This is a genomic window from Campylobacter concisus, from assembly GCF_002914195.1.
In the GTDB taxonomy this organism is placed as follows: domain Bacteria; phylum Campylobacterota; class Campylobacteria; order Campylobacterales; family Campylobacteraceae; genus Campylobacter_A; species Campylobacter_A concisus_M.
Genome location: NZ_PPAU01000090.1, coordinates 329,535 through 343,569, shown reverse-complemented (window position 1 = coordinate 343,569; position 14,035 = coordinate 329,535). Strand labels below are relative to the sequence as shown.

Annotated in this window: 17 protein-coding genes; 3 read left to right on the top strand and 14 right to left on the bottom strand. The window is 38.5% G+C overall.

From position 1 onward, the window contains the following. Nucleotides 1-54: 54 nt before the first annotated feature. The 12 genes from CYP28_RS03945 to CYP28_RS03890 form a co-directional block, all read right to left on the bottom strand. Nucleotides 55-582, bottom strand: coding sequence for a threonine/serine exporter family protein (locus CYP28_RS03945; RefSeq protein ID WP_103593157.1), 528 nt, complete (start codon nucleotides 580-582; stop codon nucleotides 55-57). Then, nucleotides 575-1,357: a threonine/serine ThrE exporter family protein gene (locus tag CYP28_RS03940; RefSeq protein ID WP_103593156.1), complete on the bottom strand. Its 783-nt coding sequence runs from the start codon at nucleotides 1,355-1,357 to the stop codon at nucleotides 575-577. The genes CYP28_RS03945 and CYP28_RS03940 overlap by 8 nt, the downstream gene beginning before the upstream one ends. Then, on the bottom strand, nucleotides 1,341-1,820 hold the full coding sequence (locus CYP28_RS03935; RefSeq protein ID WP_103593155.1) for a DUF4149 domain-containing protein: 480 nt from the start codon (nucleotides 1,818-1,820) through the stop codon (nucleotides 1,341-1,343). The genes CYP28_RS03940 and CYP28_RS03935 overlap by 17 nt, the downstream gene beginning before the upstream one ends. Before the next feature lie 10 nt (nucleotides 1,821-1,830). Next, nucleotides 1,831-2,643 carry a peptide chain release factor N(5)-glutamine methyltransferase gene (prmC, locus tag CYP28_RS03930; protein ID WP_103593154.1) on the bottom strand — a complete coding sequence of 271 codons (813 nt, stop codon included), beginning with the start codon at nucleotides 2,641-2,643 and terminating at the stop codon, nucleotides 1,831-1,833. After that, the gene (locus CYP28_RS03925) at nucleotides 2,633-3,835 is read right to left on the bottom strand and encodes a M48 family metallopeptidase (protein WP_103593153.1); all 1,203 of its coding nucleotides are present in this window, start codon (nucleotides 3,833-3,835) and stop codon (nucleotides 2,633-2,635) included. Before CYP28_RS03925 ends, prmC begins: the two co-directional genes overlap by 11 nt. A gap of 8 nt (nucleotides 3,836-3,843) precedes the next feature. Further along, nucleotides 3,844-4,974 (bottom strand): hypothetical protein, encoded by a 1,131-nt coding sequence (locus tag CYP28_RS03920; protein WP_103593152.1) that lies wholly within the window; start codon nucleotides 4,972-4,974, stop codon nucleotides 3,844-3,846. A gap of 5 nt (nucleotides 4,975-4,979) precedes the next feature. After that, on the bottom strand, nucleotides 4,980-6,353 hold the full coding sequence (locus tag CYP28_RS03915; RefSeq protein WP_103593151.1) for a sodium-dependent transporter: 1,374 nt from the start codon (nucleotides 6,351-6,353) through the stop codon (nucleotides 4,980-4,982). Between the two features lie 180 nt (nucleotides 6,354-6,533). Continuing rightward, nucleotides 6,534-6,974, bottom strand: a complete 441-nt coding sequence (locus CYP28_RS03910; RefSeq protein ID WP_103593150.1) for a hypothetical protein — start codon at nucleotides 6,972-6,974, stop codon at nucleotides 6,534-6,536. A 106-nt stretch (nucleotides 6,975-7,080) separates the two neighbouring features. Then, entirely contained in the window at nucleotides 7,081-7,881 is an 801-nt protein-coding gene (locus CYP28_RS03905; protein ID WP_103593149.1) for a 3'-5' exonuclease, read from the bottom strand. After that, on the bottom strand, nucleotides 7,878-8,525 hold the full coding sequence (gene rpe, locus CYP28_RS03900) for a ribulose-phosphate 3-epimerase (protein ID WP_103593148.1): 648 nt from the start codon (nucleotides 8,523-8,525) through the stop codon (nucleotides 7,878-7,880). Before rpe ends, CYP28_RS03905 begins: the two co-directional genes overlap by 4 nt. Nucleotides 8,526-8,534: 9 nt before the next feature. Further along, nucleotides 8,535-9,857 carry a hypothetical protein gene (locus tag CYP28_RS03895; RefSeq protein WP_180997931.1) on the bottom strand — a complete coding sequence of 441 codons (1,323 nt, stop codon included), beginning with the start codon at nucleotides 9,855-9,857 and terminating at the stop codon, nucleotides 8,535-8,537. A gap of 47 nt (nucleotides 9,858-9,904) precedes the next feature. Beyond that, complete coding sequence (locus CYP28_RS03890) at nucleotides 9,905-10,636, bottom strand: hypothetical protein (RefSeq protein WP_181000418.1); 732 nt, start codon at nucleotides 10,634-10,636, stop codon at nucleotides 9,905-9,907. Between the two features lie 188 nt (nucleotides 10,637-10,824). Here CYP28_RS03890 and rpmB point away from each other — a divergent pair, with 188 nt between their 5' ends. The 3 genes from rpmB to CYP28_RS03875 all read left to right on the top strand — a co-directional run bounded on the left by rpmB (nucleotide 10,825) and on the right by CYP28_RS03875 (nucleotide 12,492). Continuing rightward, on the top strand, nucleotides 10,825-11,016 hold the full coding sequence (rpmB, locus tag CYP28_RS03885; RefSeq protein ID WP_021090707.1) for a 50S ribosomal protein L28: 192 nt from the start codon (nucleotides 10,825-10,827) through the stop codon (nucleotides 11,014-11,016). A gap of 23 nt (nucleotides 11,017-11,039) precedes the next feature. Beyond that, nucleotides 11,040-12,170: a potassium channel family protein gene (locus CYP28_RS03880; protein ID WP_103593145.1), complete on the top strand. Its 1,131-nt coding sequence runs from the start codon at nucleotides 11,040-11,042 to the stop codon at nucleotides 12,168-12,170. A gap of 115 nt (nucleotides 12,171-12,285) precedes the next feature. Then, on the top strand, nucleotides 12,286-12,492 hold the full coding sequence (locus CYP28_RS03875; RefSeq protein WP_103593144.1) for a YdcH family protein: 207 nt from the start codon (nucleotides 12,286-12,288) through the stop codon (nucleotides 12,490-12,492). Nucleotides 12,493-12,511: 19 nt separating this feature from the next. Here CYP28_RS03875 and epsC read toward each other — a convergent pair whose 3' ends face one another. Beyond that, complete coding sequence (gene epsC, locus CYP28_RS03870) at nucleotides 12,512-13,063, bottom strand: serine O-acetyltransferase EpsC (RefSeq protein WP_084041512.1); 552 nt, start codon at nucleotides 13,061-13,063, stop codon at nucleotides 12,512-12,514. 4 nt (nucleotides 13,064-13,067) lie between these two features. Continuing rightward, entirely contained in the window at nucleotides 13,068-13,973 is a 906-nt protein-coding gene (gene cysK, locus CYP28_RS03865) for a cysteine synthase A (RefSeq protein WP_103593143.1), read from the bottom strand. Between the last annotated feature and the right edge of the window lie 62 nt (nucleotides 13,974-14,035).

Here is a 14,035-nt window from a genome sequence, read left to right as displayed (position 1 = left end):
AATAATAGGAAGTCCCAAAAAGCAACGAACAAATTTGTCTTTTAAAAAATGAATTTATCCCTTGTACATCTTTCCCGTCGCCAGATCACACTTAGCGCCGCGAGTAATCATCAAGGACTGATCGTAAAATAAAATAAGCACCACCGAAACCCCGACGCCTAGGGCTAGCGAGACCGTAGTGGTCGTGATCGCGTTATCGAAAAATATGATTAGGTATTCGTTTTTCTTAGCGATATTAGGCTCGTTTAGAAACGAAAACAGCGCCAAAATGCCCTTGTACGCGTAAACTCCGGGTACCATGGGTAAAAGTGCCGGAAATGCGATGATCTCGGCGGGCACCTTTAGCCGTTTGGCAAAGAGCATACCTAAAATCCCGCTTAAAAAAGAGACTATGAGAGTGGCGACGCTGATGTTAAAAAATCCCATCTGCATGATCCAAAAGCGGCTAGCGTGTGCAAACGCCGCAAGCAGCGCGCAAAAGGCGAGAGTCCTTTTGGGCGGAGAGCTAGCATAGGCAAAACCGAGCCCCGCCACCGCCGCAAAAGCGCCGTCTATGAGAGTCGCAGTCAAAAGCTCAAACATGTAAAATCTCCGCGTTGCTAAGCGAGAGCGTGATATAGACGCCTACTGCTATGCAAAGTATCAGGATGCCCGTACTCACGGCCCTGCTGATGCCCACAAGCGTGTTGTCGTTTAGGATATCAAAGACCGAGTTTATGAGAAAAACGCCCGGCATCAAAAAGAGTATCGACGAGCCGATCGCCACGTCGCTAGTATGCGTAAAGCCGTAAAATACGCCAAGATAGGCGATAAAAGAGACCACGAACGAGACCAGGACGTACTGGATTTTTAAATTTACGCCCATTTTAGCAAGCGCAAATCTAAGGCTATAGCCGACCAGAGTCGCAAAAAATACGCATACGACCGAGCCGGCGTCGCCGCCGAAAAGCCTGCAAAACGCCGCATTTGCAAGGCTTATTAAAATAAGTGAGCTTGTAAATTTATGTGCACCGATGCATATGACGCCCTCAAACTGCTCTTTGGCCTCGTCTAAACTCAAATTTTCATCCAAAATCCGCCAGCTAAGCGACGAAAGTTCGGAAATACGGTTAAAACTCACATTACCAAACGGGATCTTTTTTACGTAGGTTCGGCGCAGAGAGTTGTCGGCCGAATCCATGACACTAATCGTAAAATACTTCACAAAAATCGTCACGCCAATGTCGTAGCCGTAGTGTTTAGCTATGCGGTCTACGCACTTTTCTACGCGTGCTGTGTAGGTGCCAGCACTCACCATCGCACTCGTGTATTCAGCTAGAAAATTTGTTAAGACTTGAATATCAGGCTTTGCGTTCATTTTGGCTAATCTTAAATTTCAAAAAAAATAAAATAATTTGTAAAACAAGCATGATTTTCATCACATATTCACTCGCGCTATGCATTTTGGCAAATTCAGCCGTCTGTGTCGCATCGACCCCCAAATTTTGAGCGTAAACTATAAAAGGCGTAAAGAAAAACACAAAGCTCAAAGCTAAAGCCAAATTTAAAAAAGCAAGCATTAACATGCTAAATTTTAGTGAAAAAATAAGCTTTTTTCTAAGATCAAATAGCTCGCTAATCATTACAACTATGCTTATAAAAAGCAAAATATAATTAAATTTCAAAAATATCTTTGTCATCATTTGACCGCTCATAAAATGCGTAAGTATGCCGTCTCCTATGATGTTTTGCGGGAAAAATATGACTGGCGCCACCAAAATACCAAGCGTTAGCTCAGCTCCTATAAGTACTGCCAAAAGCAAAAAATAAACTCCTCTCAAACTCTCTCCTTTATATTTTTAACTTCGCGCAAAAGCCTCTATCAAAGCCAGCCAAATCTTTGTAAAAACTATACTCAAAACCATTGGCCTCTAAGAATTTTTGCATACTTGCTTTTTGATCGTACCCCATCTCACAAGCAACGTTTTTGATATTGCGATCTTTGGCTATGAGAATAATATCTTTTAAGATTTCATCTCCTACTTCGCCTCCAAAGAGTGCACTTTCTGGCTCATTTAGTACAAATTTACTAAGTTTATAGCTTCTTGCAATATATGGCGGATTTGAAACCAAAATATCAATATCTTCTAAAATTTCATCCACATAAGAGCAGTTTAAAAATTTGATCCTCACGCCTACATCAAATTTATCTGCATTTTTTTTAGCAAGTATCAAAGCTTTTTCATTGATGTCTGTTGCTACGATATTTGCCTTTGTTTTTAGAGCTAGCATGATACTAATAATGCCGCTTCCTGTACCTATTTCTGCGATCTTTGGTTCATTATATTCGCGTGAAATTTCTATTACTTTATCCACTAAAATTTCTGTTTCAGGTCTTGGGATCAGCACTCCGCTTTCCACGTAAAAATCAAGCCCATAAAAGCTAGCTTTACCAGTTATATATTCAAGAGGCTCGTAGTTTTCATACCTTTTAACTAGAGCAAAATAGCCACTCTCATCAAATTCTTTTTTTTGATTTAAAAATATCCATTCAATGCTCACATCAAGATAGTTCATAAGCAAAATTTTAGCCACTCTGCTTGGATTTTGGCAAAGTGAGCTTAACCTTAAACTAGCCTCTTTAAGAGCCTCTTCAATTTTCATTTTCTAGCTCGTTTATACGCTCAAAAAGGCTTGGGTGTGAGTGATAGAAGAATGCGTAGAGCGGATGAGCCTTCGGGAAGGCCTTGTTTTCGGAGCCTAGCTTTTTTAGCGCGCTTATCATGTCGGCTTTGTTTGAAACCTCACCTGAGAATTTATCGGCGCCAAATTCGTTCGCGCGACTAAAATACGAGCTCACCGGCGAAAATAAAAACCCGAAAATCGGTGAAAAAAGCAGTAAAAACACGATCACTCCGCCGCCTGCCGAGCTGAGCCCCAGCACGTCGTACGCCTCGTCTGGGATGTTACCAAATATAAAAAACATCGCAAAAAGCATAACCGCGCTTAGAGCGATCATTTTTAGGATATCTTTGTGCTTAAAGTGCCCGAGCTCATGCCCCAAAACGGCGATTATCTCCTCTAGGCTTAGTTTTTTAACGAGCGTGTCGAAAAGCACGACGCGTTTAGTCGCTCCAAGGCCGCCGAAATAGGCGTTTAAGCGGTTGTCGCGCTTGCTGGCGTCTATCGTAAAAACGCCGCTACTTTTAAACCCGCACCGCGCCAAAAGCCCTTCTATACGGCTTTTTAGCTCGCCATCTTTTAGCGGCTGCATTTTGTTAAAAATAGGCGCGATGAGCGTCGGGTAAATGAGATTTATAACAAGCGCGACCATGAAGCTTAACAAAAACGCCCAAAACCACCAAAAATCGCCCAAAAATCTAATGCAAAGCAGCACCAGCCACACAAACAGCGTGCCAAACACCAGCGTTAGCGCGAGCGTTTTAAGCAGATCAAGCGCAAAAATTTTAGGCGTTACGTTTGAAAAGCCGAGCCTTTTATCTTTGACGAAGGTTTCGTAGATATTTAGTGGTAGTTCTAGCAGCGACGAAACGAGCAAAAATACCATAACCATAAAGACGTTATCGCCTATATCTCCCGTTTTGTAGGCATGCCCCGATATCGCGCCAAGCCCCCAGCACGCCCACATCATAAATATTGCGGCGTGATAAAGAAGGCTAATTAGCTCAAATTTTTGATTGCTTATCGCTGCGGCGGCGGCGGTTTCGTATTCGCTCTGAGACAAAACCACGGCCGGTTTTTTAGCCTCCGCGCGTATAAAATTTATCTGCAAAATTGCCAAAATCGCCTTTGCGGCGACGTAAAAAAAGTAAATACCGAGTAAAAAATAAAACATATTTTCCCTTAAATTTTATAAAGACTAAAGCAGCCGTAGTCGGTACGCACGGCTAAAAATTCCTCGCCGTTTATGCACTCAAATTTAGCCTCGCAGCGCTTCACGACGTGCGAGAGCTCAAAGCTAAGCCGCAATTTTCCGCTTTTTAGATCGATGATGCGAGCCTTGTCGTAGCTAATTAGCGCGAGTCTCGAACCGTCCTTGCTAACGCAAATATTCTGAGTCTTGGCGCATTCGCCTCGCAGCCATGCAGGATTAAGCCGCTCGCCGCTTGCAGCGTCAAGGCAAAATAGCTTGCCCGCGTAGCGCTCCTTGCCCAGCACCAAGCCGTCCGCTAAAAAGCAAATTTTATCAAAAATGCCGAAGTCGCCTTTTATCTCGTTTAAAATTTCGCCGTTTAGCGTACTTAAAATTTTGATCTCGTTTTGCTTGCAGTGAAGCGCCAGCCGCGCGCCGTCATCGCTAATCGCGGCGCAAAGAATCGGCGTATAGCTTTTCATTTCGGATTTGTACTCGCTAAGAGGCGAAATCTCGCCGCCGCGCAAAGTAAAAATTTGACCCAACATCGCAAACGCCACCGTATCTTTCGCCGCGCAAACGAAACTCGTAAATTCTTTTCTATTTTTAAAGCTTATATCTTTAGAAAGGTCTTTAAATTCGCCGCTTGCCGGGTCAAATTTAAAGATAAAATGATCCAGATCCAAAAGCAAAACCTCGCCCGCGCACTCAGCCTGCCATGCAAGTGGCTTTGGTAGGACGATCTGTTGTTTTACGGCGCCGCTCGCGTCCAGCCTGATAAGAAAATCATCCAGCGCGCCGCCCTCTTTGTAGCCGCCACATTTATAGACGAAAAACTCGCCTTCCGCGCTCGCAAAGGCTAGCGCGCCCGTATATCCGCCGCCGATATAGACATGCAAACTCGCCTCGCCGGCTTTTGCGCCAGCATTTTGCATGACGTAGCCTTTCTTCAGGCTCTCCCACTCCTTTTTTACGTAAGCTTTTTGTGCCTCGCCCGCACTCGCAAACTCCTTTTGCGTCTGCCTAGTTTTGCCGTTTTTGGCGCTCTCGCTAACTAAAATTTGACCCTCTACGCGCAAATTTAGGCGGTCGCCGTTAGCTAAATTTACGAGATTTTTCATCAAATTTACTTTAAAAAATTATCGTAAAACGAGCTAATAAAAAGCACCAAAATGATAAACGGTACGACGAATTTGATATACCAAAACCAGATATTTATTAGTTTTGCATGTTTTTCACTACCTTGCAAAATCTCTTTTTTTGCATCATCTTTTAGCACCCAACCTACGAATATTGCACAACCAAATGATGTAAATACAAAAAATATTGTTGCGCTTATTGCATCATATGCATCAAAAATATTCTTACCAAAAATGCTTACGTGACTTAGTATGTTTGTAGCCATCAGCGAAGGCAAATTTCCTAAAATAAATATACCTCCAAGGACTAAAAATATTGCTTTCTTGCGTTTTATTTTAAATTTTTCTTGAAGTGTTGTGATTATTACTTCATATATTGGTAGCGATGTTGTAAGTGCAGCGATCATTAATAGTGCGAAAAACGCAACCGCGAAAAAACCACCAAATGGCATGTGTGAAAAAACGATCGGCAGGCTCTTAAACACGAGGCTTGGGCCGCTATCTGGCGATACACCGTAGCTAAAAAGAGAAGGGAAAATCATAAATCCTGCAAGTACGGCGATTAATGTATTTAAAATGCCTGTAATGATAGAAATTTTAACCAGCCCTTCGTCCTTTTTCACAAAGCTAGAAAGAGTGATCATCACACCAAATCCAAGCGAAAGAGCAAAAAAGACCTGCCCCAAAACATCAACGAAAAGCTTTAAGTTTATCTTTGAAAAGTTAGGTGTTAAGTAAAATTTTACACCTTCTATTGCACCATCTAGCGTGATATTTTTAGCGATCATAATAAGCATTAAAATAAAAAGTAGTGGCATTAAAAATTTCGCTGATCGCTCGATACCGCCGACCGCACCTTGCACCAAAATAGCGTAATTAACTAGCACAAAAACAAGTGTCGCAAAGCTTATGGCAAGTGGATTGCTTACGATGTTTTGCTCATAAAATGCACTTGTCTCCTCAAAACTAACCACATGCGAGAGATCAAGTAAACCAAATGAAATTTGGGCGATATAGTTTAGCACCCAGCCGCCAATGACCATATAGTAAGCCATGATACCAAAAGCACCAACAAGCCCCATCCAGCCAACGATCTGCCACTTTTTGCTGATCTTTTTGCCATTTATCGATCCACCAAAAGCGTCCACAGCGTTGCATTTTAGACGTCTACCGATCGCGTTTTCAACTAAAATCATCGGTATGCCAATCACGATCATCGCGATACAAAACACGAGTACGTAGGCGCCGCCGCCGTTTTGCCCGACCAGATACGGGAAGCGCCACGTCGCACCAAAGCCGACCGTAGCCCCTGCAACAGCTAAAATGTATGTGAGCCTTGAACTCCAAGATTTTCTATCCATCTTTTTGCCTTTGTGAAAAATAGGGATTATATAAAAAAATTGATTAAATTTTGCTAGCAATAAGCGGTGTTGACATGCGATCCTAACTTTTTGTTAATTTTAAGAATCTTTACGGAAAGAATTTGCTTTTGCGTTTTGCCTTTGTGGACAAATTTAGACAACTGCTTAAAAATAAATTTATTAATGCAAAACGCTAAATTCTACATATCCCTCCATCTCAATAAACAATATCCAGCCTTCCTTGGGACCACAAAAATAGTGATGTTCTGGGATATTTTCAACTATAAATTTTAAAAAGTCATAAAAATACTCAGGCGCAAATTTAATCTCTATATCTGTTAGACTATCGCCGATGTAGCTTATCTCGCCACTTAAAATTTTACTTTTGATGCTTGGATTTGAGCTAAGAAATTTTTCAATGTCGGTAAAATTTTTATATTCAGCCGTTTTGTAACCTTTTAAATTTTGTAAAACTGGCTTTGAGCCAATGAAGGTCAAATTTTGTTCTATAAACTCCGCCCCATCGTTACTCACGCACCAATTTTCACCAAAATTTGACAAAAAAGTGAGCATATCATCGCCAGCTGAGATAAAATTTGAAACTAAATTTTTCTGGCTCATTTGCCTCCTTTTTTGTAAAATTTAGCAAACTGCCCACAATCCTTTAAAAACAAAGATCGCATAAAAATTAATGATTAAATTTAGGATTGTGGATAATTTTTTATCGCTAATTCACACACAAAACCGGCTCAGGTTTTAGCTTCACGCTTGGAGCTGTTTTGCTAAAGCTTATGAGATCCTCTGTCGTTTGGATACTAAAAGGCAGGCGTGTGAGGCAGACTTTAAAAATTTCAGCTGCTGCTATTGCGTCATTTAACGCTCTGTGGTGGGTATTGTTTATGCCAAGAAGCTCTTTTAGCGAGCCAAGTCCGTATTTCTGCGAAGCGATAGTGCGGCGACTAAGATCGATGGTGCAAAGCTTTCTATTTAGCAACATACCAAGGCCGATCTCATTTAGACTATGAGAGATGAATCCGTAGTCAAAATTTACGTTGTGCGCGATAAAGACGCTAGTTCCTAGAAAAATTTTAAACCGCTCAAGTACATTTAGCAAATTTGGCGCACCGACTAAATCGCTAACCTTTATACCGGTTAGCTCGGTGATATTTTCAGGCACCGCATTAGCTGCCACAAAGCTTTCAAAACGCCCTATCTCAATGCCATTTTTCATTTTTATTGCGCCTATTTCAATGATCTGTCCGCTCGTCGTACCGCCAGTCGTTTCGATATCAACCACACAAAATTCCTGCTCGCTAATATCTCTAAATCTCGTACCAAGCTCGATCTCATTCTCTTCATTTCTAGTGATGTCAAGCCCAAGAGTTCGCCACATATCAAGATCGCGCACGTCAATGAGCGACGAAATTTCTTCGATATCGCTAAATCTTAAAATAAACTCATGATAGCCTAAATTTTGCCTAGCTAAAATTTCTATGCTATTTTCTAAACGCTGTTTTTTTGGTTTCAAAACTCAAGCTTTATGGCGCGGATGGCTTGTTCGTAAGAATTTGATGAGAAGATGTAGTTGCCAGCCACCAAGATGTCAGCTCCAGCCTCTTCAAGATCAGGCGCATTTAGTCCGTTTACGCCGCCATCTACTTCGATCAGACACTTAGCGTTTTTTCGTTCTATCAGCTCTCGTAGCGCCCTTGTTTTTTCAAGCACGACTGGCATAAATTTCTGACCACCAAAGCCAGGATTTACGCTCATCAAAAGCACCATATCGACTTCATCGATAATATGCTCGATCGCACTAACTGGCGTATGCGGATTTAGCACAATGCCAGGACTTACGCCATTTTTCCTGATGTGATCGATGAGCCTTAATGGATGCTTCTCTTCTTCGATATGAAAGGTTAGAAATTTTGGCTTTAGCGGCAAGAAAAGGTCGGCAAAAAATGAGTTATTTTCAACCATCAAATGTATATCAAGTGGCTTTGTAGCTACTTTTGCAACGGCATTTACCACAACTGGGCCGATAGTTAAATTTGGCACAAAATGTCCATCCATAACATCAACATGCACCAGATCGCACCCAGCCTCGCAAATGGCTCTTATCTCAGCTGCCAAATTTCCAAAATCAGCCGATAAAATACTAGGTGCAACGTACATTTTTTCTCCTTACTTGGTTACAAATACAAAGCCTATTTCGTCATCTTTTACATCTAATCTATTCATGATGCCTACACTATTGTGATCGAAAAAAACATCATCGGATAAAATTTTAGGCAAGCTAACTTTTACTTTTATGCCTTTTTGCCAAAGATGAGTCAAAAATTTATCCGTAATGATACTAAAAATTTGAGAATATCCACTTAAATAATCATTTAAATCATTGCCTTCAGGCATAAAAATAGAGCAAATTTTGTCTAATTTATCTTTTTTTACTCCAAATAGCACTCTTGCGTAAATATCACCATAATACTGAACACAAATACGCAAATAATCGCACTCATCCTCTATGTCAAGCGCACTAACTTTGGTATCAACACACAAAATTTCTTCTTCTGCTAATTGTGAAATAATTTTGCTCGCAATTTGCGTCACATAAGATGAAATTTGAGCAACGCTCTTGTTGATATCTACTGGCTCTGCATCAAAGTCTCTTTTTTTAAGATAAAAAATAGTGTCGTCTTTGTAAAAGTCATTTAAATTTTTATAGATAAATATATTTGCATCTTTAAGGTACGTTACTAATTCAATAGATAAATTTGATTCGTTTATGCCACAAAGCGAAATAAATGCACCTGATCTTTTGCTAATGCTAGCAAGTTTGATTAGAAATTTTGCACCCCTTATATTTAAAGCACCAGAAATATTTACCCATAAAATAAAAAATTTATATCCGATTTTTAGCATAATGTCATGAGCTGACATATCAAAATTTTCAATAAAATCTGAGTCCATAAAACTTTTTATGGCATAAACAACGACACCATCTTTTATAAAAGTATCTATCTGATTTTGTCTTAATCTCACATGATTTAGCTGTGACACTGCATAATTATATAAATTCTTTTTTTTATTAAACTCGGTCGTATCTCTAGCCTCAACCACATCAAATGAGCGATTTTTGAGATAATTAGCCAAATAGTGCTTATATTGCTCAGTTGAGTTATAAATGAAAACTTTGTCATTTGTGTTATTTAGAAATTTATTTAAAAATAAGCTTGCGATATTTTCACTTTCAAACATTGAAATATTTAAAATATTCTTAACTGTTTTCATCATCAATTCATAAAAAATTTCATTGTAATCGCAAATCGCAAATACCACGCCAAGCTTTTGTGCTTCTTCGCTTAAATTTTCAATTATTCTACCAAGCCAAATAGGACTAAAAAATGTAACATTTTTTAGTGAAAGCAGTATAGCGCTGATGTCACGCGATGAAATTTGGTTTATATATTTTTCACTTAATTTTAATGGAACATTCTCTGCTTCCAAAAAACCAAAAGGCCTTATAATTGCCATAGAACCATTAAAAGTTAATTTCATTTTTGTAGAGCTTTTTTAATAAATATAATGGTTTGCATTTCTGGATAAACATTGATATCTAAAATTTTATCAACTCCAAAATCATAAAATTCAGGCCTGCTGGACTCATAAGAGAGTAAAATTTCAAAAAAACAAAGCATCTCTTTATCAATCTTGCTTAATGATTGCTTGTTCATATTCATTGCTTTTAAAAAAATATCCCAAAGACTAAAGCCATATTTTTTTTGCAAAATTTTATTATAGCTTACGTCAGAATACGAAATAACGTCTGACATGTAAGATGGAAATTTCGAAAATAAATTCTCACACACTATAATACAGGCCATAGAATACGGAGCAAGCGATAAATAGTTGTAGTGTTTTTCTTTAAAAGAGTTTAATACCTTTAGCCAATCTGATAAAATTTTAGCATTAAGCTCTATCAAATCAACGATTTTAAAATTAAATACCTTATAAATTTTTGGGGATTTTAAAAATATAAAATAAGAAAGCACTATCGCCCTAAAAGTATCAATGCCAAGCATATTTGCTATTACTACCAAATCGTTGCCATCATAAGGAATATCAAATTTTGCACGTTTAAAAATGGAGCTAAAATAAGTTTTAAAAGATGCTATATTTTGTAAAGTAGTAACCGCCTCAATTACATTACCAGCTAACAAAAAGTGCTCGACCTTTTCAAAAAGAGTTGGCATCTGTAAAACAAAATCAACATTTTTTTCGATCAACTCTTTACTAAGCATTTTGTATCACTCAAGATTTCTAAATATTTTTGCTATTTATAATTATAGGCAAAGGCGTTATTTTATCTAGATTATTAATAAAAATCAATTCTTTTAAAAAAGAATCTATTTAAGCATTACTTTTGTTTGTTTTAGATAAAATCAGCAGAAATTTTTGTTTATAAGGAAAAAAAATGTCAAAAAGATGTGCGATAACAGGCAAAGGACCGATGATAGGCAACAATGTGAGCCACGCTAACAATAAAACTAAAAGAAGATTCTTGCCAAATCTTAGAACGATTCGTGTTACATTAGAAGACGGTACTACAAGAAAGATAAAAGTTGCTGCTTCTACTCTAAGAACGATGAAAAAACAATCAAACTAAGAATATAAAATGAAGAGGAATTTATGTCTTTTCTCTCAAGACTTTTAAAATTCCTCAACTGGTCAAACTCTACAAAACCAGAAATAAGCCTAGATACTGAGCTTTACGAACAATTAAAACCTTTTAGATTTCCACTAATTTCAGTCGTATTACTGTTACTTTTTGGAACGTTAGGTTATGTCTTAATAGATAATTTCTCGCTAATAGATGCCTTTTACCAAGCCGGCATGACTTTTACAACAGTTGGTTTTACCGAAGTTGCTCCAATAACTCCAAAGGGCAGAATTTTTACTATCACGTTTATACTTATTGGTTTTATTATATTTACACTATCGATCGGTATTGTGGTTGAGGTTTTAAAGAGGGGAACATTAATTAGCATTTTAAAGGAACGACGCATGCTTTATAGGATCGCAAGACTAAAAAATCACTTCGTTATTTGTTATCACAATCTATACACAATCGAACTTAGTGCTCAATTTCGCGAAAATCATATACCTTTTGTAGTGGTTGATGATAGAGAAGATATTGCGGAGCTAGCTCAAATTTATAAATATCCATATTTCATAAAAGCTCAGCCACATACACAAATTGCCTTTTTGAAAACACATCTATCAAGCGCAAAAGGTCTTATAACTCTTAGCTCAAATATTGCTGATAACATCGCCCTTATAGCATCTGTAAGGCTTTATGAAAAAGAGATAGTTCGCAGAAAGCCTTATCATATCATCACAAATGCAGAGACAGAAGACGATACGCAAAGATTAAAAAAATTAGGCGCTGACAATGTGGTAAGCCCATCTCGCTTAGTCGCGCAGCGGTTAAGTGCTATGAGCGTAAGGCCAGATATGGAAAATTTATTAGAACAGTTTTTGTATACAAAAAATTCACCTATCGATATAGAAGAAATTCTTGTGCCTGATTACTCTTGGATAAGATTTAAAAGACTAAAAGAGACTCATTTGCGAAATATTACAAATGCGGACATAGTAGGCATTAGAGATATAAATAATAATTTTGTGCCAATGCCAAATGGCGATACATTAGTAGGAACAGGATCAAAGCTTTTAGTCATCGGTACCGTTGATGGAATACGTCTAACCAAGCGTGTTGTAAAAAGCAAACACAAACCTGAAGAATTCAAATACGTATAAAATAAATTTTTCTACTCACTCTTTTTAAAAATTTAAGCAATGGCTTGGCACCTTTTTTATATCCAAGCATTTACAAAGTCTTGATAAAATTTCTCAAATTTTTATAGGAGCCGATATGTTACATGAATATACAGACCTTATAAATGAGCTAAAGAAAACAGATGCTCGTTTTGCTGCTCTTTGCAAAAAGCATGATGAACTAAATAAAAAAATAGACGACAATCTAGCAAAACCATCTGAAATTGATAATTTAAAGAAAGAGAAGTTAAAGCTAAAAGACGAAATTTATGCTCAAATTTTAAAGCATAAAAAGCAAGAATAAATTTATCTAATCTTTAAGCTTAGATAATAAACTCTGGTTCAAATTTTGTCCCATTTACTCGAACTATTCTCGCTGGTATACCAACGACTGTCGCGTTTGCTGGGACATTTTTTAACACGACTGAGTTTGCACCGATCTTAGCATTTTCACCGATCGTTATGGCACCTAATATTTTCGAGCCAGCTGCGATAGTCACGCCATTTTTTACAGTCGGATGCCTTTTGCCACACTCTTTTCCAGTACCTCCAAGTGTTACTTGATGATACATCATTACATCATCACCTATCTCAGCTGTCTCACCTATAACCACACCCATGCCATGATCTATAAAAAATCTCCTACCGATCTTCGCACCTGGATGAATCTCAATGCCTGTTAAAAATCTTGCAATTTGCGAGATGAGTCTAGCTAGAAAAAAATGTTCTTTTTTATATAAAAAATGAGAAATTTTATGAAATAAAACCGCATGAATACCAGGAGTGTTTATAAGTATTGCCAAAAAGCAACACTTATGTACCGATGGGTCTTTTTCACGAACAGTTTGAACTAGCTCCTTTAGACTCTCCCACATATTTTTATGCTCCGTAAAGCTCTGTGCTTAAGTATCTTTCGCCATTGTCTGGAGCTATGAAAAGTACTTTTTTGCCAGCGCCAAGTCTTTTAGCCACTCTTTTTGCAGCCACGTAAGCAGCACCACCGCTTATACCTATCATGAGTCCATCACTTTTTGCAATTGCTCTAGCTGCGTTTAGTGCGTCATCGTTACTTACTTTTTCTACCTCACTAACTAAGCTCATATTCATAGTATTTGGTAAAAATCCTGCTCCAATGCCTTGAATTTTATGCGGCCCTGGGTTGCCACCACTTAAAACCGGCGATGCTTCAGGCTCAACTGCGATGATCTCAGTATCATAGCCCTTTTCTTTTAGAACTTTTGCCACGCCGCTTATCGTGCCACCTGTACCAACGCCAGCTACAAATGCATCAAGCTTACTAAAATCAGCCACAATCTCAGCTGCTGTTGTTAGCTCGTGAGCTTGTGGGTTATACTTGTTTTCAAACTGGCTTAGCATTACGTGATTTGGCTGAGCTGCTAGCTCTGTAGCTCTTACGATCGCTGCTTTCATGCCACCAGACGCTGGAGTAAGCTCAAGTCGTGCGCCATAAGCAGCTACTATTTTGCGTCTTTCGATACTCATGCTCTCTGGCATGCAAAGTATCACTTTAAAGCCAAGTGCAGCACCGCACATCGCTACACCAATGCCAGTATTTCCGCTCGTTGGCTCAACGATCGTATCGCCATGTTTTAGCGTACCATCAGCTAGCATTTTGGTTATCATATTAAATGCGATCCTATCTTTTACAGAGCCACCTGGGTTAAAAAACTCTAGTTTTACGTAAATTTCGGCTTCATCAGCACCTGTTTTTACCTTTACGATAGGTGTATTACCAATCGTTTTAACGATGTTATCGTAAATCATCACTCCTCCTAAAATAAATAAGATAAATTTTGTGTAAATTTAGCACAGAATTTTAAAATAGA

Bases quoted from the DNA above. Each gene is read 5' to 3' on its own strand.
- CYP28_RS03945 (WP_103593157.1), bottom strand. From the start codon at position 582: ATGTTTGAGCTTTTGACTGCGACTCTCATAGACGGCGCTTTTGCGGCG.
- CYP28_RS03940 (WP_103593156.1), bottom strand. From the start codon at position 1,357: ATGAACGCAAAGCCTGATATTCAAGTCTTAACAAATTTTCTAGCTGAA.
- prmC (WP_103593154.1), bottom strand. From the start codon at position 2,643: ATGAAAATTGAAGAGGCTCTTAAAGAGGCTAGTTTAAGGTTAAGCTCA.
- CYP28_RS03925 (WP_103593153.1), bottom strand. From the start codon at position 3,835: ATGTTTTATTTTTTACTCGGTATTTACTTTTTTTACGTCGCCGCAAAG.
- CYP28_RS03920 (WP_103593152.1), bottom strand. From the start codon at position 4,974: ATGAAAAATCTCGTAAATTTAGCTAACGGCGACCGCCTAAATTTGCGC.
- CYP28_RS03915 (WP_103593151.1), bottom strand. From the start codon at position 6,353: ATGGATAGAAAATCTTGGAGTTCAAGGCTCACATACATTTTAGCTGTT.
- CYP28_RS03910 (WP_103593150.1), bottom strand. From the start codon at position 6,974: ATGAGCCAGAAAAATTTAGTTTCAAATTTTATCTCAGCTGGCGATGAT.
- rpe (WP_103593148.1), bottom strand. From the start codon at position 8,525: ATGTACGTTGCACCTAGTATTTTATCGGCTGATTTTGGAAATTTGGCA.
- rpmB (WP_021090707.1), top strand. From the start codon at position 10,825: ATGTCAAAAAGATGTGCGATAACAGGCAAAGGACCGATGATAGGCAAC.
- CYP28_RS03880 (WP_103593145.1), top strand. From the start codon at position 11,040: ATGTCTTTTCTCTCAAGACTTTTAAAATTCCTCAACTGGTCAAACTCT.
- CYP28_RS03875 (WP_103593144.1), top strand. From the start codon at position 12,286: ATGTTACATGAATATACAGACCTTATAAATGAGCTAAAGAAAACAGAT.
- epsC (WP_084041512.1), bottom strand. From the start codon at position 13,063: ATGTGGGAGAGTCTAAAGGAGCTAGTTCAAACTGTTCGTGAAAAAGAC.
- cysK (WP_103593143.1), bottom strand. From the start codon at position 13,973: ATGATTTACGATAACATCGTTAAAACGATTGGTAATACACCTATCGTA.